This is a genomic window from Aeromicrobium terrae, from assembly GCF_008039565.1.
GTDB classification, from domain to species: Bacteria; Actinomycetota; Actinomycetes; order Propionibacteriales; family Nocardioidaceae; genus Aeromicrobium; species Aeromicrobium terrae.
On record NZ_VDUX01000001.1, the window covers coordinates 529,755 to 551,524 of the forward strand.

Annotated in this window: 15 protein-coding genes; 8 read left to right on the forward strand and 7 right to left on the reverse strand. The window is 70.1% G+C overall.

From position 1 onward, the window contains the following. Positions 1 to 47: 47 nt before the first annotated feature. Together FHP06_RS02670 and FHP06_RS02675 are read right to left on the reverse strand one after the other, a co-directional pair. A complete protein-coding gene (locus FHP06_RS02670; protein ID WP_147683488.1) occupies positions 48 to 7,019 on the reverse strand; it encodes a choice-of-anchor P family protein in 6,972 nt (2,323 codons plus the stop codon). 150 nt (positions 7,020 to 7,169) lie between these two features. Next, positions 7,170 to 9,290, reverse strand: a complete 2,121-nt coding sequence (locus FHP06_RS02675) for an MMPL family transporter (RefSeq protein WP_147683490.1) — start codon at positions 9,288 to 9,290, stop codon at positions 7,170 to 7,172. Positions 9,291 to 9,333: 43 nt separating this feature from the next. Between FHP06_RS02675 and FHP06_RS02680 the strand changes: the two genes are divergently transcribed. Beyond that, complete coding sequence (locus tag FHP06_RS02680; RefSeq protein WP_147683492.1) at positions 9,334 to 10,443, forward strand: DNA polymerase domain-containing protein; 1,110 nt, start codon at positions 9,334 to 9,336, stop codon at positions 10,441 to 10,443. 6 nt (positions 10,444 to 10,449) lie between these two features. Here the strand turns inward: FHP06_RS02680 and FHP06_RS02685 are convergent, their stop codons facing one another. Then, entirely contained in the window at positions 10,450 to 10,953 is a 504-nt protein-coding gene (locus FHP06_RS02685) for a nuclear transport factor 2 family protein (RefSeq protein WP_147683494.1), read from the reverse strand. A gap of 58 nt (positions 10,954 to 11,011) precedes the next feature. Between FHP06_RS02685 and FHP06_RS02690 the strand changes: the two genes are divergently transcribed. Then, a complete protein-coding gene (locus tag FHP06_RS02690; protein WP_147683496.1) occupies positions 11,012 to 11,854 on the forward strand; it encodes an SGNH/GDSL hydrolase family protein in 843 nt (280 codons plus the stop codon). Position 11,855: 1 nt separating this feature from the next. On the opposite strand, the gene FHP06_RS02695 is transcribed toward FHP06_RS02690, so the two are convergent. Then, entirely contained in the window at positions 11,856 to 12,941 is a 1,086-nt protein-coding gene (locus FHP06_RS02695; RefSeq protein ID WP_147683498.1) for an ATP-dependent DNA ligase, read from the reverse strand. A 104-nt stretch (positions 12,942 to 13,045) separates the two neighbouring features. On the opposite strand from FHP06_RS02695, the gene FHP06_RS15845 reads away from it, so the two are divergent. The 4 genes from FHP06_RS15845 (at position 13,046) to FHP06_RS02710 (ending at position 15,874) form a co-directional block, all read left to right on the forward strand. Then, positions 13,046 to 13,201 (forward strand): DUF6131 family protein, encoded by a 156-nt coding sequence (locus tag FHP06_RS15845; protein ID WP_187271747.1) that lies wholly within the window; start codon positions 13,046 to 13,048, stop codon positions 13,199 to 13,201. A gap of 68 nt (positions 13,202 to 13,269) precedes the next feature. Then, positions 13,270 to 14,190 (forward strand): ABC transporter ATP-binding protein, encoded by a 921-nt coding sequence (locus FHP06_RS02700; protein WP_230973383.1) that lies wholly within the window; start codon positions 13,270 to 13,272, stop codon positions 14,188 to 14,190. Continuing rightward, positions 14,187 to 14,963 (forward strand): ABC transporter permease, encoded by a 777-nt coding sequence (locus FHP06_RS02705; RefSeq protein WP_147683500.1) that lies wholly within the window; start codon positions 14,187 to 14,189, stop codon positions 14,961 to 14,963. Before FHP06_RS02700 ends, FHP06_RS02705 begins: the two co-directional genes overlap by 4 nt. Then, entirely contained in the window at positions 14,954 to 15,874 is a 921-nt protein-coding gene (locus FHP06_RS02710) for a COX15/CtaA family protein (RefSeq protein WP_147683502.1), read from the forward strand. Before FHP06_RS02705 ends, FHP06_RS02710 begins: the two co-directional genes overlap by 10 nt. On the opposite strand, the gene FHP06_RS02715 is transcribed toward FHP06_RS02710, so the two are convergent. From FHP06_RS02715 to FHP06_RS02725, 3 genes are read right to left on the reverse strand one after another with little or no spacing between them, the layout of a single operon-like run. Then, the gene (locus FHP06_RS02715) at positions 15,835 to 16,890 is read right to left on the reverse strand and encodes a hypothetical protein (protein WP_147683504.1); all 1,056 of its coding nucleotides are present in this window, start codon (positions 16,888 to 16,890) and stop codon (positions 15,835 to 15,837) included. The two genes, FHP06_RS02710 and FHP06_RS02715, sit on opposite strands and share 40 nt — an antisense overlap. Positions 16,891 to 16,895: 5 nt before the next feature. Next, entirely contained in the window at positions 16,896 to 17,393 is a 498-nt protein-coding gene (locus FHP06_RS02720) for a GNAT family N-acetyltransferase (protein WP_147683506.1), read from the reverse strand. Between the two features lie 34 nt (positions 17,394 to 17,427). Beyond that, positions 17,428 to 18,372: a heme o synthase gene (locus tag FHP06_RS02725; protein ID WP_147683508.1), complete on the reverse strand. Its 945-nt coding sequence runs from the start codon at positions 18,370 to 18,372 to the stop codon at positions 17,428 to 17,430. Between the two features lie 95 nt (positions 18,373 to 18,467). Here FHP06_RS02725 and tkt point away from each other — a divergent pair, with 95 nt between their 5' ends. Beyond that, entirely contained in the window at positions 18,468 to 20,654 is a 2,187-nt protein-coding gene (tkt, locus tag FHP06_RS02730; protein WP_230973384.1) for a transketolase, read from the forward strand. Between the two features lie 25 nt (positions 20,655 to 20,679). Further along, positions 20,680 to 21,768, forward strand: a complete 1,089-nt coding sequence (gene tal / locus FHP06_RS02735; protein ID WP_147683512.1) for a transaldolase — start codon at positions 20,680 to 20,682, stop codon at positions 21,766 to 21,768. Positions 21,769 to 21,770 lie beyond the last annotated feature (2 nt).

A 21,770-nucleotide genomic window follows, 5' to 3' on the forward strand; every position in this document is an offset into this window, starting at 1 on the left:
GTTATTCAATCCCGCCGTTCAACGAAGGTCTGCCTAACCCGCCTCGATCAGCTCGCGGCCTGCGCAAACGTGGCGTCGGAGTGCGCCTCGGCCACGACCAGGTCGATGCCCGGGGTGATGCCGAGCAGGTTGTTGGCGACGGTGATGAAGACCCGCACGCCCCGGACGGTGAGGCCACTGTGGGTCGCACCGGTGCAGGTGTGCGTGTTGGTGTTCACGCCGTTGTCACAGAGCTGCTCGTTGATGACGACGAAGCCGATGCCGGGCAGCGTGATCACCTGGTTCGGTTCTCCGGTGACCGTGATGGGTATGCCGAGCACGCTCAGGTTGGCGATCGTCGTCCCGGAGTCGACAGAGCTCGCCCCTGATGCCTTGGCCGTGGTTCGCGACTCGGCCCGGACGGCCGTCGCCTTCACGACACACGTGGCCGCCGACTTCAGGACACAGGCCGGCGACGCGGTGTTGCCCGCGAGCTCCGCGTAGCTGTGCGACGTCGCCTGGGTGCCGCTGATCGAGCCGACCGACGAGCTGTCACCGGCGAGTGCCGAGACGATCTTGCCGCTCGCCGGGACGTTGACGCCCGCGACGTGCTGGCTCTCGGCGCCGCCCAGCGGCGAGATCTGCACGTAGCCCTGGAGGATGTTCTCCAGGATCGGCGCGGTGTGCAGGCCGGCCACCAGGGCGTGGCCGCTCACCGTGCGGTTGAACGCACCCGAGCAGACCTTCGACGCCGGGTAGTCGCTGTGCGACACCGCCTGGGCCACGATGACCTCGGCCTTCTGGAGCCCCAGGAGTCCGGTGATCTTGACGTGGATCATCGTCACCGTCTGGTCGGCCATGTAGGCGTCGCCCACGAGCCCGGCCCGCGGCTGGGCGCCGACGCCCGGACCGGACCGCTCACCGATGGTGACGAAGCTGTTCTTGCCGAAGACACCGGCCGGCAGCGGGATCCGCGTCGTCTGGTTGAGGTCGACCGGCGTGACGATGCCGGCGATCTTCAGCCTCGTGATCGTGGAGCCGGCCGAGCTGACCGTCGCCGTCGACCCGTTGGCCGTGGTGGAGGAGACCGCGCGGACCGCGTCCGCCTCCACGGTGCAGATGCCGGCCACCGGCAGGACGCAGATGTGTCCGACCTCGGACGTCGCGGTGTGCCGCGCCTCGTTCGGTGCCGGCGTGACCATGCTCGAGCTCGTCGTCGTGAGGACGTCGGCCTTCACCAGGTTGCCCACCTTGATGTTGAGCAGCGAGTCGTCGTCGAGCACCGGACCGCCCGGACCGGTCTGGCTGGTCGCCGACAGGCTGAGCGGCGCCTGCGCGCCACCGAGGTTGAGCAGGCCGGACGCGAGCACCTGGATGCCGCGGGCGTTGCCGATCGCGTGCGCACCGGCCGGGTCACCCTTCGGCGTGACGTTCGTCGTCACCGAGTTCGACGACACCGGGTCGCCGAGGCCGAACCGGATGCTCGCCACGTTCGTGACCTGGCACGACTCGTTGCCGGTCACCCGGACGGTCAGCGTGACCGAGCCCGTGCCGCCCTTCGGCGCCACCGGCCCGACGGCCCAGTCGGCACTGGTGACCTTCGGGTTGCCGGTCGTGACACAGCCGCCGGTGCAGCTGACGTAGGCCGTGGAGGCCGGGATGGCGTCGTGGATCATCGCCGTCGGGGCCTCGGCCGGGCCGGCGTTCGTGTACGTCAACCGGTAGGTCAGGAACTCCGTCCCGTTCTCGTCGGTCTCGTGGTCCTGGAGCGACTTCACCAGGCTGAGCTCCGGAGCCGCGGTCACACAGACCGTGACCTCCTGCGGCTCGTCGTCACCGATGGCCACCGCGTTGACGATCGGGTACTCGCCCGCGTCACACGTGCCGCCGCCGGAGGCGCCGGTGAAGGTCGCCGGCATCTCCGCCGTGTACGTGAACACCTTCGCGCCACCGGCCGGAACGCTGCCGGAGTCGCACGAGAAGCGCTCGTTGCCACCGTCGGTGAGGAGCGTGCACTCCCCGCCCTGGGACGCGCTCGTCGGGAGCGCCGGGTCCAGGACGTCGTCGAAGTCGTCGACGAAGGTCGTGCTGCCCGGCGCCGAGCCGGTGTTGGACACGGTGAGCGTGTACTTCACCGTGTCGCTGGGCCCGACGGTGTCCTTGTCGACCGACTTGGTCACCGCGAGCTTCGGCTCGGTCTTGACGCAGACGAGCACGCTGTCGCCGGCGCCCTCGTCGCCGATCTGGACGTCGTTGTCGATGGCGTACTCGTCCTCACCGCAGCGCTCGTCCGTGCCGGGCTCGCCGGTGAAGGTCAGCGGCATGGCGGCGGAGTACTTGAAGATCCGCTCGCCGCCCGCCGGGATCGAGGTGGTCTCGCACTCGAACGTGCGGTTCTCACCGGTCCCCTCCTCGCAGCTGCCGCCGCCCGGAGGAACCGTCGCCGGCAGCGTCGGCTCGAGGAGGTCCTCGAAGTCGTCGGTGAACGACGTCGCACCGGGCGCCGAGCCGATGTTCCGCACGGTGATCGTGTAGTTCACCGTCTGGCCCGGGGAGGCGGACTCGCCCTCCTCGACGTCGGAGGTCTTGTCGACGTCGAAGTCCGGCGCCGCGTCCACGCAGACGCTCGCTCCGGTCTCCTCCTCGCCGTCGACGAGCACCGTGTTGACGACCTCGTAGCCGGAGCACGTCTCGGTGTCGTCCGGATCGCCCTCGAAGGTCTTCGGCATGTCCACCGTGTACTGGAACGTCTGGTTGTCACCGGCGAGGATCGTGCCCGTCTCGCACGAGAGGCGCTCGTTCCCGCCGTCGGTCAGCAGCTCACAGCCGGCCGGGATGTCGGCGTCGTCACCACTGAGGTCCAGCCGGTCGTCGAAGTCGTCGACGTACGAGCCCGAGCCCGCGGCCTTGCCGTGGTTCGTCGCGACGATGGTGTACGTGACCGGGTCGCCCGGACCTGCGGAGTCGGCGTCGGCAGTCTTCTCGAACGTGATGTCCGGCGCGGCCGTCACGCAGACGGTCTCCGACGCGGACGGACCGCCGTCGTCGATCGAGACGTCGTTGACGATCGGGAACTCACCGGCCCGGCACGGTTCCGCACCGGACTCGCCGGTGAAGCTCGCCGGCATCAGGACGTTGTAGCTGATCGTCTGGGTCTCGTCCGGGTCGATCGAGCTGGTCTCGCAGCTCAGGACGTTGCCTGCGACGTCGCAGTCGGCACCCGTCGGGTCGGACGAGATGGCGACGTCCTCGTCGAGCGTGCCCTCGAACTCGTCGGTGAACGACGTCGACCCGGGCTCCGAGCCGATGTTCTCCACCGTGATCGTGTACTTGACCGACTGCCCCGGCAGGACCGTCGCGTCGTCGGCCAGATCGGCCGCCTTGGCGATCGAGAAGCCCGCCTCGGTGTCGACGCAGACCGTCACCGAGTCGTCGTCGTCCTCGTTCTCCTCGGTCGCGCCGTTCAGCTCGACGGTGTTGACGACCGGGTAGTCGGTCGGGTCCTGGCACCCCTCGGCGGGCGTGCCGGTGAACGAGCCCGGCATGTTCACCGTGTACTGGAACGTCTGGTGGTCGTTCGGGCCGGTCGGGTCGATCGAGCCCGTCGTGCAGGAGAGGCTCTCGTTGTCGTCGTCCCCGTCGACCAGCTCGCAACCGGCCGGGATGTCGGCGCCGTCATCGGTGAAGTCGAGCACGTCGTCGAAGTCGTCGACGAACGTCGTCGACCCGGCGAGCGAGCCCTTGTTGGTGACGGTGATGGTGTACGTCACCGGCTGACCCGGCGTCGTGCTGGCCGTGCTGGCCGACTTCTCGATGACGAACTTCGGAGCCGCGGTCACGCAGACCGTCTCCGAGTCGACGCCCTGGCTGGACGGGCTGAGCAGCGTCACCAGGTTGAAGATCGGGTACTCCCCGTCCTCACACCCGTCGTCCGGCGTGCCCGAGAAGGTCGTGGGCATGTCGGCCGTGTAGGTGAAGTCCCGGCTCTCGCCTGCCTCGATCGTGCCCGTGGTGCAGGTCAGGATGCCGCCGTCCTCCTCACAGCTGCCGCCGGCGGAGGTCACCGCGGACGGGTCGATGCTGTTCGCGAAGTCGTCCGTGAAGGTCGTGGCACCGGGCGCCGACCCGTTGTTGGTGACCGTCACGGTGTACTCGACGGTCGTCCCGGGTGCGACCGGGTTGTGGGCGTCGGACGTCTTGTGGACCACCAGGTCCGGCGCCGCCGCCACGCAGACCGTGACCGACTGGGGCGCACCCTCGTCGGGGGTCAGCTCGTTGACGATCGGGTACTCGCCGTCGTCACAGACGCCTCCGCCGGACGCACCCGTGAACGTGTCCGGCATCAGGACGTTGTAGGTGATCGTCTGCGTCTGCCCGGGGTTGATCGAGCCGGTCTCACAGCTGATGACGTTGCCGTCGACGTCGCAGTCGGCACCCGTCGGGTCGGACGCGATGGCGACGTCCTCGTCGAGCGTGCCCTCGAACTCGTCGGTGAACGACGTCGATCCGGGCTCCGAGCCGGTGTTCGTGACAGTGATCGTGTACTCCACCGACTGGCCCGGCTCCGCGGTCTCGTCGTCACCGATCTCGGACGACTTCTCGACGGTGAACGCAGCCTCGGTGTCCACGCAGACGGTCACGGTCGACGGGTCGTCGCCCTCGACGGTCGCCGTGTTGACGATCGGGTAATCGCTCGCGTCCTCACAGCCCTCCTCCGGTGCCGTGCTGAACGACAGCGGCATGTGCGCGGTGTACGTGAACTCTTGGGACTCGCCCGGATCCAGGTCGCCCGTCTCGCAGAGCAGGACGTCGTTGCCGAGCGTGCTCTTCACGCACGAGCCGTCCGTGATGGAGGCTCCCGACGGATCGTCGTCATCGGTGACGCGGTCGTCATAGTCGTCGACGAACCCGGTCGAGCCGGGAGCGGCGCCGGTGTTCTTGACGACGACCTTGTAGGTCACGAGGGCGCCCGGTGCGACGGTCTCGCCCTCCGGCACGTTGGACGTCTTCTCGATCGAGAAGGCCGGCGACGCGACGACACAGACGGTCGTCGAGGCCGGGTCCACACCCGCGATCGTCGCGGTGTTGACGACCGGGTAGGCACCGTCGTCACAGTCCCCGACACCGGACGGGCCGGTGAAGGAGGTCGGCATCGACACGGTGTACGTGAACGTCTGGTCCTCGTCGGCTGCGAGCGGGTTCGTCTCGCACGAGAAGCTCTCGTTGCTGGTGTCCTCGTCGACGACCAGCTCACAGCCCGTGGGGATGTCGGCGTCGTCGCCCGTGAAGTCGAGAGCGTCGTCGAAGTCGTCGACGAACTCGATCGATCCGGCCGCCGTGCCGACGTTCTTGACCGTCACCGTGTAGGTGACGGAGTCGCCGGGACCGACGGTCTCACCGGGGTCGAGGTTGGTCGACTTGGTGATCGTGAAGTCGGACGCCGCGGCGATGCAGACCGTGACGGCGTCGCTGCCGCCGTCGTTCGCCAGCGTCGCGGTGTTTTCGACCGGGTACTCGCCGGCGTCGCAGACGCCGCCGCCGGACTCTCCGCTGAAGGTCGACGGCATCGCCGCGGTGTACGTGAACGTCTTCTCGGCGTTGGGCGCGAGCGAGCCGGTCTGACAGGACAGCTGCCCGCCGGCCTCGTCGCAGGTGCCGCCGGACACGGCCGACGGGTCGATGCTGCCGTCGAAGTCGTCCACGAACGTCGTGGACCCGTTGGCGGTCCCGGTGTTCTTCACCACGACCTTGTACTCCACGAGCTGGCCGGGGCTCGCGGTGTACTTCTGCGGGTTGCCGGAGCCGACCGGCGTCGCGTCGGTCGTCTTCGTGATGCTGAAGGACGAGGCCGCGGTGACGCAGACCGACGAGGAGGCGCTCGAGCCGTTGGCCAGGGTCGCCGTGTTCTTCACGAGGAACTGAGTCGACGAGCAGGGCGTGCCGCCTGGGTCCTTCGTGAACGACGCCGGCATGTTCGCGGTGTAGGTGAACACCTGCTCGCCGCCGCCGTTGATCGTCGAGGTCGTGCAGGACAGCTGTCCACCGGCCTCGTTACAGGTGCCGCCGCTCACCGCGGACGGATCGACGGCGTCGTCGAAGTTGTCGACGAACGTCGTCGAACCCGACTGCTGGCCGGTGTTCTTCACCGTGACCTTGTACTCGACCTGCTGACCAGTGGAGGCGGTGATCGAGCTCTGACCGTCGACGGTCTTCGTGATCGTGAACGCAGCCGGCGTGAGCGACTGCACCGCCCCGGCCTGGAGCTGGTTGTCGCCGCCACCCAGAGAGTTGTCGATGTGGTACGAGGAACCGGGCGCGTGCGAACCGCCGAGGTCGACGCCCCAGGCACGAGGCTGGCTCGGGCCGCCGCTGACCGCCACGTGGCCACCGAACAGCAGGACGGCCGGACCGCCTGAGGCGGAGGTGGACTTGAACTTCAGGGTGACGCTCGCGGTGTCGTCGGCATTCTGGTTGGCCGCGGCGGAGTGGGTGACAGCGGTCGTCGAGATCAGCTCGGCGCCGTACATCGTCCACTTGCGGTCGGCGGCGGGCAGCTCGTGACTGTTCGCGAGGACGCCCGCACCGTTCGTCGACGCCGAGGCGATGCCGGCACCGATCGGCGGCACGACCGTCGAGTCCGACGCCATCTGCAGCGTGGACGGGGTGCCGGAACAGATGGAGGCCGCCAGGCCCTGGCAGGGGTCGGCCGTCGTCGTCGTGTAGTTCCACGTCGCCAGTGAGTCGTACGTGTGCTTGCCGCCCTTGCGGGCCATGTAGTTGATCGTGACCGTGTACTCGGCCCCGTCCGTCAGGTTCATGGCGATCCGCTGCGGCACCGAGTCGTCCTCCCGGTAGTGCGAGTTGCCGCTGCCGAGGCCACCGTTCACCCAGCCGCCGGCGCAGCTGGTGGCAGTGCCGGTGCCGTTGGCGCACTGCTGGAACGACGCGAGCGACACGGAGCCGACGGCTTCCGTCGTGGGAACGAACACCAAGAACGTGGTGGCCAGCAACGCTGCGGGGATCAGCTTGAACCGGGACACTCTTCCTCCACTGGATCGGACGAGCCCCCGAAGGCGACTGAGATCCCGAGCGAAGTCAGAAGTTGCGGATCAGGTTTCCGATGTACGGGTTCACTGTCAAGTAGCCCGAAAGGAGGGGGCCATGGCCCGAAAGGACCATGCCGAACCTGCTCAGTGAATCGGTTTTTCCGCGTGATCCCGGGCCTCGTCGCCGTGTCCGGGCCACCAGGCCGCGTGCCCGATGAGCGCGGTGAGCGACGGCGTGAAGAACATCGCCATCACGAACGCCGCCACGAAGATGCCGAACGAGAGGGCGAAGCCCATCGACTGGATCAGCGGATCTCCGCCGAGCATGAGCGCCGCGAACGTGCCGGCCAGGATCAGTCCGGCCGCCGCGATCGTGGGACCGGCATGACGGACCGCCTCCGCGGCAGCGGCCCGCGAGTCCTTGCCTTCTCGTGCCTCCTCGCGGAGCCGGGCGATCATCAGGATGTTGTAGTCGGTGCCCAGCGCGACGACGAACAGATAGATGTAGATGGGCAGCATGAAGATGAGGCCGGACTCCCCCTTCACGTGCTGGAAGAGGATCACGGTGGCACCGAGCGTGGCGCCGAACCCGAGGCCCACGGACGCCATCAGGTACCACGGCGCGACGAGGCTGCGCAGGAGCAGGCCCAGGATGATCATGATCACCAGCGCGGCCACCGGGAACACGATGGAGTAGTCGCGGTTCATCGCCTTCTGGAGGTCGACGAACACCGACGTGGTGCCGCCGACGAGGGCCTCGGTGCCGTTCGGCGCCGCCGCGTGCGCGCCGTCGCGGATCGGTCCCTTGACCGCGGCGATCGAGGCGTCGGAGCCCGGGTCGCCCTCGAGCAGCGCGTTGAAGAGTGCGGTGGAGCCGTCCTTGGACGGGGTGGCCGGAGCGACGGCGGCGATGCCGTCGAGCGCCGCGAGGTCGGACCGGAACGCGGTCAGGTCCGAGGCGGGGATGGGCTTGCCATCGTCGGACTTCAGGATGACGGCCGTGGGATCCGTGGCTCCCTTGGGCAGACCCTTCTGCAACGTGTCGAGCGCCTTCGTGGACTCCAGGTTCTTGGGGAGGCTGGAGTTGAAGTCGAACGACGGGTTGAACCCGATGGCGAAGATGGCGAGCACGGCGAGCGCGATGCCGGAGGCGAGGGCGAACCGGGCGGGCCGCTCCCCCAGCGTCGTGCCGATCCGCGCGAACCGGCTGCCGGTGGACGGCACGGCCCACTTCTTGGACGGCCAGAACAGGGCGCGTCCGAGCAGGCGCATGCACGCCGGCACGAGGGTGAGTGCGGCCAGCAGCGTCGTCGCGACGGCGATCGCGAGCGCGGGACCGATGGACCGGAAGATGCTCAGCGACGAGAGGACCAGCGCCATGAAGCTGACGATCACCGCGCCGCCCGCCGACGCGATGGCCTCGCCGGCCCGGCCGAGGGCGTGGACGATCGCCTCCTTGGGCTCCTCGCCGGTGCGCAGCCGCTCCCGGTAGCGGAACAGCAGGAACAGGATGTAGTCGGTGCCGATGCCGTACAGCACCACGATCAGGATGACCTCGATGGAGCTGTCCGCCTTGAGGTCGAACGCCTCGTTCGCCCAGGCGATCAGGCCGTTGGCGATCGTCGAGACAAGCGCCACCACGGCGATGGGCAGCAAGCAGATGATGACGCTGCGGAAGATGATCGCGAGCAGCACGATGATCAGCCCGATGGTGGCGATGCCGACGATGGCCAGCGTCTTCTCCGACGAGTCCTGCGAGTCGAGGCTCTGGGGTGCGGCGCCGGTGGTCTGCACGCGCAGGTCGGTGCCCTTGACGAGGTCCTTGAGCGTGGAGCGCAGCTCCTTGGCACCGTCGATCGAGGGGGTGTCGAAGCCGGTGGCGTTGTCCGCCAGCCCGACCGCGCCGATCTGCACGAGCCGGTTCTCCGCCGGCGGCTGCGCGGCTCCCGGCGTGAACACCTTGGGCAGATCCTGGTTCAGCTCGTCCATCACCCGCGTGACGTCGGCGCTGTCCGCATCGGTGAGCTTGCCGCCGTCCTTGCGGTCGAACACCAGGATCGCGCCGGGACTGCCCTGTCCGGGGAACGCGTCGGCACGGATCGTCTCCGCCTTGATCGACTCGTAGTGGTCGGGCAGGAACTCGGCCTCGTCGGTGGTGGACGTCAGGGCCGGCGCGGTCATGACCACGACGACCGCGATGACGACCCACGCGGCGATGACGTACCAGGGATGACGAGAGATGAAACGACCCACGGAGGTGAACACGAGGATCAACGTATCGGAGCGTTCCCACGCATAAGGTGAGGTCATGGCGTCAAAGGCTGCGGCGGTGGAGGTCGACGCCGGTGGCCGCGCCGTCCGGGTGTCGAGCCCGGACCGTGTCATCTTCCCGGCCTCCGAGCTCGGCCCGGACGTCACCAAGCTGGAGGTCGTCGAGTACTACGTCGCGGTCGCCGACGGCATCGTGCGGGCCCTGCGCGACCGGCCCACGTCGCTGGAGCGCTGGCCCAAGGGCGTGCTGCCCGGGATGCGGCTCACCGCGCGGGACGCGACGCACGGCCGCGGGCCGCAGGGCGACGCGTTCTACCAGAAGAGACTGATGCGCGGGATGCCCGAGTGGGCCAGGTCGGCGCGGGTGCACTTCCCGTCCGGGCGCATCGCCGACGAGCTGTGTCCAGACCACGTCGCCGTCGTGGCCTGGGCCGCCCACATGGGCACGATCACGTTCCACCCGTGGCCCACGCGCGCGGACGACAACGACCGGCCCGACGAGCTGCGCATCGACCTCGACCCGTACGGATCGACGTCGTTCGTCGACGCCGTGCGCGTCGCCGGCGCGGCCAAGGACCTGCTCGACGAGCTCGGCCTGGTCGGCTTCCCGAAGACGAGCGGCAAGAACGGCGTGCACGTCTACCTCCGCATCGAGCCGCGCTGGACGTTCACCGACGTCCGGCACGCGGCGATCGGGTTCGCGCGCGAGCTCGAGCGTCGCGCGGACGGCGTCACCACGGCCTGGTGGAAGGAGGAGCGCGGCGACAACGTCTTCGTCGACTTCAACCAGAACTCCCGCGACCGCACCATCGCGAGCGCCTACAGCCTCCGGCCCAAGGAAGGTGGTCCGGTCTCCACCCCCGTCACCTGGGACGAGCTGGCGGACCTCACCGACCCGCGCGAGTTCACCCTGCGCACCGTGCCCGCCCGGCTCGCCTCGATCGGCGACCCGATGGCCGCCATTGACGACGTGCAGCAGTCGCTCGAGCCGATGCTCGACCTCTGGCGCTCCGACGTCGAGCGCGGCCTGCCGGACATGCCGTATCCGCCGGAGTACCCGAAGATGCCCGGCGAGCCCCCGCGGGTCCAGCCGAGCAAGAAGGTCGCCGACCACTGGGACGAGGACGGCAAGCGGGTCCAGTCCTGACCGGGGTCAGCGCCACCCCGGCATCGCCGCGTCGAGCCAGGCGATGTCCTCGTCGTCGAGGGTGCCGTGCTCGTGCGCGACCTTCGCCCACGCACTGATGGCCGTGACGAACTTGGCCGGGTTGTAGACGTCCTCCTCCTTGGAGAAGAGGCCGTCGCCGGCGTAGGTGAGGATCGTGATGTTGGTGGCCTCGTGGATCGAGCCGTCGCCCGGGTCCTGCATCCGGTTGAGGATCTCGCACACGATGCGGCCGCGCTCCTCGTCGACCACGGACCAGCTGGCCGGGAACGACGGCATCCAGGAGCCGGGCCGGGTGGTCATCGTCTCGACGATCCAGGAGCGGATCTGCTCGCGGCCGGTGAACGTGCCGTACAGGTGCTCGTCGTAGGTCGCGTCCTCGGTGAACAGGTCGGCGAAGCGTCCCCAGTCCCTCGCGTCGGACGCGGCCTGGACCTCGGTCCCGTAGTGGGCGAACGCCTCCGCCAGCTCGCCACGACTCCACTGGGTCATGACAAAGTCCTACCGATCGGTAGCATCTGGGCACCGTCCCTTCGAGACCGGAGTCGCCATGAAGCGCGTCGTCGTCATCCTTGCAGCAGTCCTCGCCGTCATGGGGAATCTCGGCGCAGCCCATGCCGATCCCGACGTGGACTACGTGAACCTGGGCGACAGGTACAGCGCCGGGTCGGGCAACCTGCCGCTCGCGCGCGGCTTCGACCCCCGCTGCCTGCAGTCGGCACGCAACTGGGCGCACGACATCGCGATCGCCAAGGGCTACCGCCTCACGGACGTCTCGTGCGGCGGTGCGCAGACCAAGGACTTCACCGGCTCGCAGTACGACGGCGTGGCACCGCAGCTGGACGCCCTGTCCGCCGACACCGACCTGGTGACGTTCACGATCGGCGGCAACGACAACGGCACGCTCCTCAACGTCGCCGGCAAGTGCGGAGCCGCCGCGATCAGCCACCTCGGCCTCGGCAACCCGTGCGAGAAGAAGTACGGCGACTCCTTCGCCGAGACCATCCGCACCAGCACGTACGCGAACCTCGTCGCGGCGTTCACCGCCGTCAAAGCCAAGGCGCCGAACGCGCGGATCGTCGCGGCCAACTACCTGTGGCTGATCCCGCCGACGCGCGGCTGCTTCCCGGTCATGCCGCTCGCCCGCGGCGACATCCCGTACCTGCGCGGCATCCAGCAGACGCTGTCCGACGCCATCGAGCGCGCGGCCGACGACACGGGCATCGAGTTCCTCGACTTCTCCGAGGTCTCCGAGGGCCGCGACGCGTGCCAGCGTGCCGACGTCCGCTGGGTCGAGCCGGTGCTGGTCCCGAAGCTGGCGGTCATCCACCCGAACGTGAAGGGCGAGGCCGGCATGGCGCAGCACGCCATCGACGCACTAGGCCTCGAGTAGGTCAGAGCAGGACGTCCTTGAGGTCGTACGTGGCGACCTCCTCGAGCTGCGCGTAGCCGCAGGACTCCGGCTCGCGGTCGTCGCGCCAGCGCTTGAACTGGGCGGTGTGCCGGAACCGGTCACCCTCCATGTGCTCGTAGCCGACCTCGGCCACTCGCGTGGGAGCGAGGGGCACGAACGAGAGGTCCTTGGTGCCCGTCCACCGGCTCTGGCCGCCGGGTAGTCGGCCGCTCGCCTGCGCCGCCTCGTCCTGCCAGGCGCCCCAGGGGTGGTCGGCGAAGTCGACCCGGAGCGGGTCGAGCTCCTGCAGCAGCTCCGCGCGTCGCGCCTCGCTGAACGACGCACAGACGCCGACGTGCTGGAGCTTCCCGTCGTCGGAGTAGAGGCCGAGCAACATCGACCCGAGCAGAGGGCGCTCCTCGGTGGACGTCTTGTGCAGCCGGTAGCCCGCCACCACGACGTCAGCCGTGCGCGAGTGCTTGATCTTCAGCATCGTCCGGCCGTTGGGAACGTACGGACCGTCGAGCCGCTTGGCCACGACGCCGTCGAGCCCGGCGCCCTCGAACCGGTCGAACCACTGCTCGGCCTCGTCGGCGTCGACCGTCCGCTGCGTGACGTGCACCGGCGGGGCGGCGGACGCGAGCGCCTGCTCCAGCCGGTCGCGACGCTCGGAGAACGGCGCGTCCATGAGCGACTCGTCGCTGATGGCCAGGAGGTCGAACGCGACGAGACTGGCCGGTGTCTCCTCGGCGAGCATCCGGACCCGGGAGTCGGCCGGGTGGATGCGCTGCGACAGGGCGTCGAAGTCCAGGCGGCCGTTCAGGGCGACCACGATCTCGCCGTCCACCACGCAGCGCTCCGGCAGGTTCGCGCGGACGGCGTCGACGACCTCCGGGAAGTAGCGCGTCAGCTCCTTGGTGGACCGGCTGGCGAGCACCACCTCGTCACCGTCGCGGAACACGATCGCTCGGAACCCGTCCCACTTCGGCTCGTAGGACAGTCCCCCGTCGACGGAGTCCACTGCCGGCACCCCCTTGACCGACTTCGCGAGCATCGGCTGGACGGGCGGCATCACGGGCAGGTCCATGACCACAGACTTTCACGTCCGCGCTCGACATGCGCCGACCTCCGAGCAGCCTCATCCTTGGGACGCGGCGACATCGTGTCGACGCTCTGGAAGAGGGAGTAGTCATGATCATCCTCGGAGCGATCCTGTTGATCCTGGGACTCGTGATCGGCGTCCCGGTCCTGTACACGATCGGCATCATCCTGCTGATCGTCGGTCTCGTCCTGATGCTGATGGGCCGCGCCGGCCGCGGCTTCGGCGGACGAGCCCACTATTGGTGACGCCTGACTCATCGACGCGACGCCCGCCTCCCCGGAGGCGGGCGTCGCCGCCTCTCTAGACTGTGGAGGTGACCCAGCCGGCCGTCGAGGTGCACGACCTCGTCATGCGCTACGGCGCGGTGACGGCGGTGGACGGGCTCTCGCTCGACGTCTCACCGGGGACGGTGACGGCGATCCTGGGCCCCAACGGCGCGGGCAAGACCACCACCATCGAGACCTGCGAGGGATTCCGTCGCCCGCAGTCGGGCAGCGTCCGCGTGCTCGGGCTCGACCCGATCGCCGATGCTGCGACGCTGCGGCCCGCCGTCGGCGTGATGCTCCAGTCCGGCGGCGCCTGGTCGGGCGTCCGTGCCGGCGAGATGCTCCGGCACATGGCGTCGCTGCACGCGCACCCGCTGGACGTCGACGCCCTGGTCGAGCGGCTCGGGCTCGGCGCGTGCGGGAGCACGCCCTACCGCCGGCTGTCCGGCGGCCAGCAGCAGCGGCTCAGCCTCGCCATGGCCGTCGTCGGCCGGCCCCGGCTGCTGTTCCTCGACGAGCCCACCGCCGGGCTCGACCCGCAGGCCCGCCACGCCACCTGGGACCTCGTCGACGAGCTCCGGACCGCGGGCGTCACGACGGTGCTCACCACCCACTTCATGCACGAGGCCGAAGCGCTGTCCGACGTCGTGCACATCGTCGACGCCGGCCGCGTGATCGCCTCGGGCACGCCCGCGGAGCTGGCCGAGTCCGGCGCCAAGAACACCGTGCGGTTCACGGCCCGACCGGGCCTGGACGTCATCGACCTGATGCGGGCCCTTCCGGACGACACGAAGGTCGACGAGCAGCAGCCCGGCCACTACGTCATCGCGGGCCACGTCGACCCGGGCCTGCTCGCCACGCTGACGTCGTGGTGCGCCGCTCAGGGCGTGCTCGCCGAGTCGGTGCTCGTCGAGCGGCAGACCTTGGAGGACCGCTTCCTCGAGCTGACCGGGAAGGCCCTCCGATGAGCACCCTCGACCTCTCCCCCCGGCCCGGCGCCGCGGCCACCGGCCCCATGCTGCGCGCTCAAGCCGCGATGGAGCTCAAGCTGTTGGCGCGCAACGGCGAGCAGCTGCTGCTCACCCTCGTGATCCCGCTCCTCCTCCTCGTCATGGGCACCCGGTCGGACGAGATCGTCGACCTCGGACCCGGCCGGCCGATCGACATCATCACGCCGGGCGTCCTGGCCCTCGCCGTGCTGTCCACGTCGTTCACGTCACTGGCGATCGCCACCGGCTTCGAGCGCCGGTACGGCGTGCTCAAGCGGCTCGGCGCGTCCCCGCTGCCGCGGTGGGGACTCATGGTCGGCAAGATCGGCGCGGTCGTCGTCGTGGAGATCGCGCAGCTCGTCGTGCTGGCGCTGGTGGCGCAGCTCGTCGGCTGGGACCCCCACGGCGGCGCCGAGGCGTTCGGCTGGCTCGTCCTGCTCGCCGTGCTCGGCACGTTCGCGTTCGGGGCGCTCGGGCTGCTGATCGCCGGCTCTCTCCGGGCCGAGGCGACGCTCGCGGTCGCCAACCTCGTCTACGTCGTGCTGCTCGTCGGCGGCGGGCTCATCGTCCCGCTCGAGCGGTACCCCGGCGGCACCCGGCACGTGCTCGAGCTGCTGCCGTCGGGTGCGCTCGGCGAAGGACTGCGCGACGCGTTCGCCGGCTCCGGTCCGGGCCTCCTGCCGGTCGTCGTCCTGCTCGTGTGGGGTGCCGTGGCCGGCGTCGCGACGGGGAGGACGTTCCGATGGGAGTGAACCCGGCCCTGGACAAGGCGCTCCTGACACCCACCGACACCGCGGTCCGCCGCTGGACGTGGGCGTCGCTGGTCGCCAACGCGACGCTCGTCCTCACCGGTGGCCTGGTGCGCCTCACCGGCTCCGGCCTCGGCTGCCCCACGTGGCCGAAGTGCACCCCCGAGTCCTTCACGCCGCACCGCGAGCTGGGCATCAACGGCGTCATCGAGTTCGGCAACCGGGTGCTCACCTACGTGCTGACCGCGATCGCCGTCGGCACCCTGGTCGCGATCTGGCGGTGGGCGGCGACGACGCCGTTCCGCCGGCGCCTCGCGGTGGTCCTCGCCCTCGGGATCCCGCTGCAGGCCGTGATCGGCGGGATCACGGTGCTCACCGACCTCAACCCGTGGATCGTCTCGCTGCACCTGCTGCTCTCGATGCTGCTGGTCGCCGGCTCGATGGTGCTCATCATGGACGTCCGCGGCCTCCAGCGGGTCGACGTCCCGCCGGCCGCCGTGATGATCGCCGGCGCCCTCGGCGCGATGGTGGCCGTCGTCGTGTACCTCGGCACCGTCGTCACCGGCAGCGGCCCGCACGCCGGCGACGCGGAGGTCCCGCGCAACGGCCTCAACCCCCAGGTGATGAGCCACATCCACGCCGGCGCCGTGTACCTGCTGATCGGGCTCACGGTGCTGCTCCTCGTCGTGCTCCGCAACCACGCGGCCGCGGGCGCGGTCCGGCTCGTGCTCGCCGTGGAGCTGGCGCAGGGTGTCATCGGGTTCGTCCAGTACTTCACCGATCTGCCAGTGGCGATCGTCGCCGCCCACCTCGTCGGTGCGGCCGTGCTGGTGGCGGTGACGACCCGGCTGCTCGTGGCGGTCGTCGTGCCGGTTCACTCGGCCGACGCCCAGCGCTCCGCGTCGATCGCGTAGACCCAGCGCCGGTCCGGCCACTCCGTCAGCGTCCAGAGCTGGTGCCGCTGGGGCAGGTACGTGATGTCCTCCGGCCCGGTCGGCAGAACGCCGCGGTGCCGCCGGTACTCACCCGGCTTCCCCACCCAGAGGTCGCCGGGGTTCCCCTCGCCCATGCTCGACGTCAGGAACCACGTGCCGTGCGCGAGAGCGGCGCCCTGCATCCGCTCGACCTGCTGGTCGTGCAGCTCGGTGGGGAACGCGAAGCCGCGATCGTCGCCCTTCAGCAGCTCGGTGTCGCGGTCGATCGCGTACCGCATCAGGCGGTGCGAGCCGCCGCGTCGCCCGTACTCGCCGACGACCAGGTGATCCTCCTCGCCGGCCCGGTCCAGCGACATGAACGAGTAGGTCATCGACTTCCCCTCGTCGACGCCCGGGGCGTACGCGCTGGTCTGGGGCAGCACGTAGCGGTAGCCGCGGGCACGCAGCGGGTTGCGGACGCGCACCAGGTCGTCGAGCCGGAAGACGCGGATGCCGCGTGGACCGCCGGCGACGAAGAGGTGCTTGCCGTACCAGACGATGCCGCCCGCGTGGACGCGCACGGTCTTCAGCCACAGCAGCCCGAAGCGTCTCCGGGGCTCGACGAGGAGGACGTGGCGGTAGGGCGCGTCACCGTCGCCACCGGCGTCGAGCACGGTGAGCCGCGACCCGAGCCAGAGCCGCCCGATGATCCCGCGGGCGTACCAGCTGGTGACGATCACGCTGTGGCCCTCGAACATCCCGCCGCTCGGGTCCGCCCCGTACGCGTCGGCCGACGTGGTGATGCCCTGCGGCCACCAGCGCCGGGTCGATCGGTCCTTCGGCTCCCAGGTGAAGCCGTCGACGGCGGCCTCGGCCGGCACCTCGACCCGCGTCGCCGACCGGTTCAGGTCGGCCAACAGGCCACGCAGCCCGGCACGCCGGAACCGGTTCACGAAGCGCGCCAGCAGGTGGTCGTCCCCCGCGAGCGCCTCGAGCCGGTGCGCCGGTGTCGTCACCCGACTCAGTGTGCCTGGCGAAGCATGACCCGGCACCCCTCGTCGTCCGCGTCGCACGCGTCGAGGACGAAGCCGCACCGCTGGTAGAGCCGGATGGCGTCCTCGTTGCCGTCCATGACGCGCAGGCGCAGGGGTCGCCCGGCCGTCTCCGCCACCACGCGCCCGACGAGCGCGCGGCCCACGCCGCGGCCACGGACACCGGGAGCCACCCACATGGAGATGAGCTCGGCACCCCCGTCGTCGCGTGGCCGCCACGCGACCATGCCGACCGGGGCGGTTCCGTGCTCGGCGACGAAGCAGGCGCCGGGCTGGACCAGGCGGTCCCGCCACCTCTCCTCGGTGTCCAGGTCGCCGGTCCAGTGCTCGGTGGACGCGGCGAAGGCCTGCGGGTCCTCGGTCAGGGAGCGCTGCCGCAGCAGCCGCCAGACCTGCCAGTCGTCCGGCCCGACCTCGCGCACCTTCATCGTCACGCCGGCCTCGAGGGACCAGTCGCCTGCGCTCATCTGGCCGCCCAGGGCCCGGCACCCCTGCCGAGTCTCACCTGAGGAAGGGGTCCGCCGCCGCGGCGACGAACAGCAGCGCGAGGTAGGCGTTCGACAGGTGGAACAGCCGCATCGGCTTGATGACGGAGAGCTCCTCGGTCTCGCGGGAGCGCGCCTTGAGGTCGTAGGCCTCGACCAGGAAGACGATGCCGAGCGTCAGCGCCATGCCGGTGTAGAACCAGCCCATGCCGGCTACCGGCCACAGCGCGACCGACGTGGCGACCATGACCCAGGAGTACGTGACGATCTGGCTCGCCACCTCCCGCGACGTCGTGACGGACGGCAGCATCGGCACGTTGGCGGCGGCGTAGTCCTCGCGGTAACGCATCGCGAGCGACCAGAAGTGCGGCGGCGTCCAGAAGAACACGACGAGGAAGAGGACGACGGGCGTCCACGCGAGCTCGTTGGTGACGGCCGTCCAGCCGATCATCGCCGGGAAGCAGCCGGCCGCTCCGCCCCAGACGATGTTCTGGGTGGTCCGGCGCTTGAGGATCATCGTGTAGCCGACGACGTAGAACACGTTGGCGGCCAGCGCGAGGCCCGATGAGAGCCAGTTGACGAAGAACCCGAGCCAGAGCGTGGAGACGACGCCGAGCGCGACGCCGAAGACCAGCGCGGAGCGGCTGGAGACCTCGTGCTTGGGCAGCGGGCGACGCGCGGTGCGACGCATCTTGACGTCGATGTCGGCGTCGACGACGCAGTTCAGCGCGTTGGCGCTGCCGGCCGACAGCGTGCCGCCGACGACGGTGGCGACCACGAGCCAGAAGGACGGGACGTCCTCGGCCGCGAGGAACATCACCGGGACGGTGGTCAGCAGCAGGAGCTCGATGATCCGCGGCTTCATCAGGGCGACGTAGGCACCCACGACGTGCGTGGTCCGAGCCCGTTCGGGTACGGGTGCAGAGACGGCCGATGGCGTCGACGTCTCGAGGGCACTCACGTCGCAGAGTCTAGACCGACCGCAGTAGGGTCGAGGCGACGGCTCGAAGAGTCGCAGAGGCGCCCATCATCGCTACGGATCAGGAGTCCTTGCTGGTGACCACCGCAACCCCCGCACTGCACTGGACCAAGCTCGACGACAGGGCGGTGGACACCGTTCGGCTGCTCGCCGCGGACGCCGTCCAGAAGACCGGAAACGGCCATCCCGGCACGGCGATGAGCCTCGCCCCCGCCGCCTATCTCCTGTACCAGCGGATCATGCGGCACGACCCCGCCGACCCGCACTGGATCGGGCGCGACCGCTTCGTGCTGTCCTGCGGCCACTCCAGCCTCACGCAGTACATCCAGCTGTACCTCTCGGGCTACCCGATGTCGCTCGACGACCTGAAGAGCCTGCGCACGTGGGGCAGCCAGACGCCGGGCCACCCGGAGTACCGCCACACCCCGGGCGTCGAGGTCACCACCGGTCCGCTCGGCCAGGGCATCGGCAACGCCGTCGGCATGGCCATGGCGGCCCGCCGCGAGCGCGGCTTGCTCGACCCCGACGCCGCCCCGGGCGAGAGCGTCTTCGACCACCAGGTCTACGTCTTCGCCTCCGACGGCGACCTCCAGGAGGGCATCTCCTCCGAGGCGTCGTCGCTCGCCGGCCACCAGCAGCTCGGCAACCTCACGGTGCTCTACGACGACAACCAGATCTCCATCGAGGACGACACCGACGTCGCCTTCAGCGAGGACGTCGCGAAGCGCTACGAGGCGTACGGCTGGCACGTGCAGACCGTCGACTGGACCAACGGCGGCACCGGCTACACCGAGGACGTCCCCGCGCTCTACGACGCCTACGCGGCGGCGCGGACCGAGACGGACCGGCCGAGCCTGATCGTCTTGCGCACGATCATCGCGTGGCCCGCCCCAACCAAGCAGAACACCGGCGCCTCCCACGGCTCGGCGCTCGGGGACGACGAGGTCGCGGCCACCAAGCGCGAGCTCGACTTCGACCCGGACGAGACGTTCATCGTCGAGGACGACGTCCTGGCCCGGGCCCGTGAGGTCAAGGACCGCGGCGCCGAGGCGCACGCCGAGTGGGACGAGAAGTTCACCGCGTGGGCGGAGTCGAACCCCGACGCCAAGACGCTGCTCGACCGCCTCCACGACCGCGCGCTGCCGGACGGCTGGGACGCCGACCTGCCGTCCTACGACGCCGACCAGAAGGGCGTCGCCACGCGCGTCGCGTCCGGCGACTTCCTCACCGCGGCGGCTCCGCAGCTGCCGGAGCTCTGGGGCGGCTCGGCCGACCTCGCCGGCTCCAACAACACGACGCCCAAGGGCGAGCCGTCGTTCCTGCCGCCGGAGCGGTCCACCAAGTCCTTCCAGGGCGACTGGTACGGCCGCCTGCTGCACTTCGGCATCCGTGAGCACGCCATGGGCGCGATCCTCAACGGCATCGCGCTGCACGGCCCCACCCGCCCGTACGGCGGCACGTTCCTGGTGTTCAGCGACTACATGCGTCCGTCGGTGCGGCTCGCCGCGCTGCAGGAGCTGCCGGTCACCTACGTCTGGACCCACGACTCGATCGGTCTCGGCGAGGACGGCCCCACGCACCAGCCGGTCGAGCACCTCGCCGCGCTGCGCGCGATTCCTGGCCTCGACGTCGTCCGCCCGGCCGACGCCAACGAGACGATCGCCGCGTGGCGCACCGTGCTCAGCCACACCGACCGACCCGCCGCGCTCGCGCTGAGCCGGCAGAACGTGCCGACGTTCCCGCGCGGCACCGATGGCTTCGCGGCCGTCGACGGCGTCGCCAAGGGCGCCTACGTGCTGCTCGACAGCGAGGGCGAGCCGGACGTCGTCCTCGTCGCCACCGGCTCGGAGGTCCAGCTGGCCGTCGAGGCGCGCGCGTCCCTTGCCGCCGAGGGCGTCCAGGCCCGCGTCGTGTCGATGCCCTGCCGCGAGTGGTTCGAGCAGCAGGACGCCGACTACCGCGACAGCGTCATCCCGCCGAGCGTGCGCGCCCGCGTCTCCGTCGAGGCCGGCGTGGCGTTCGGCTGGCGCGACGTGGTCGGCGACGCCGGCCGCACCGTGAGCCTGGAGCACTTCGGCGCCTCCGCCGACTACGCGACGCTCTACGAGAAGTTCGGCATCACCGCCGACTCCGTGGTGGCCGCCGCGAAGGAGTCGATCGCCGCCGCCAAGACCACGGGCGGCGTGGCGTTCCACGCCCGTCCGGCCGGACCGGTCGGGCCCGGCGACAACCCGGACGCACCCACCGGTCCGGCACCGCGTTGATCGAGACCACCCACAAGGAGTCCGCATGAACGAGAAGCTGCAAGCCCTCCGTGACGCGGGGGTGTCCATCTGGCTCGACGACCTGTCGCGCGAGCGCATCGTCACCGGCAACCTCGCCGAGCTCGTCGAGACGTCCGGCGTCGTCGGCGTCACCACCAACCCGACGATCTTCGCCAACGCCCTCTCCGACGGGGAGCAGTACAGCGAGCAGGTCGCCCAGCTGAAGGCCGATGGCGCGAGCGTCGACGACGCCGTCTTCGAGCTCACCACGTCCGACGTCCAGCAGGCGTGCGACGTCCTGCGCGACGTCTTCGACGCCACGGACGGCGTCGACGGCCGGGTCTCCATCGAGGTCGACCCGGGCGCCGCGAACGACACCGACCACACGGTCGACCTGGCCCAGCGTCTCTGGAAGCGCGTCGACCGGCCGAACCTGTTCATCAAGATCCCGGCCACCGTCGAGGGCCTGCCGGCCATCACCGCCACCATCGCGGCCGGCATCAGTGTCAACGTCACGCTGATCTTCTCCCTCGACCGCTACCGCGGCGTCATGGAGGCGTACCTCGAGGGCCTGCGCCAGGCCAAGGACGGCGGCCACGACCTCAGCACGATCCACTCGGTGGCGTCGTTCTTCGTGAGCCGCGTCGACACCGAGATCGACAAGCGCCTCGGCGACGGCCACCCGCTGCGCGGCAAGGCCGCGATCGCGAACGCCCGGCTCGCCTACGAGGCGTACGAGGAGGTGTTCTCCGGCCCGGACTTCATCGAGCTGGAGGCCGCCGGCGCCAACAAGCAGCGCCCGCTGTGGGCCTCCACCGGTGTGAAGGACCCGGCCTATCCCGACACGATGTACGTCGACGAGCTCGTCGTCGACAACACGGTCAACACGATGCCGGAGAAGACGATGAAGGCCGTCGCCGACCACGGCGAGATCAGGGGCGACACCGTCCACGGCACGTACGACGACGCCCGCGACGTCCTGGCCGCCCTCGAGCGCGAAGGCATCAGCTACGACGACGTCGTCAGGGTGCTCGAGGAGGAGGGCGTCGAGAAGTTCGACACCTCGTGGGCCGAGCTGCGCGACACCGTCTCGAACGAGCTCGACAAGGCCTAGGC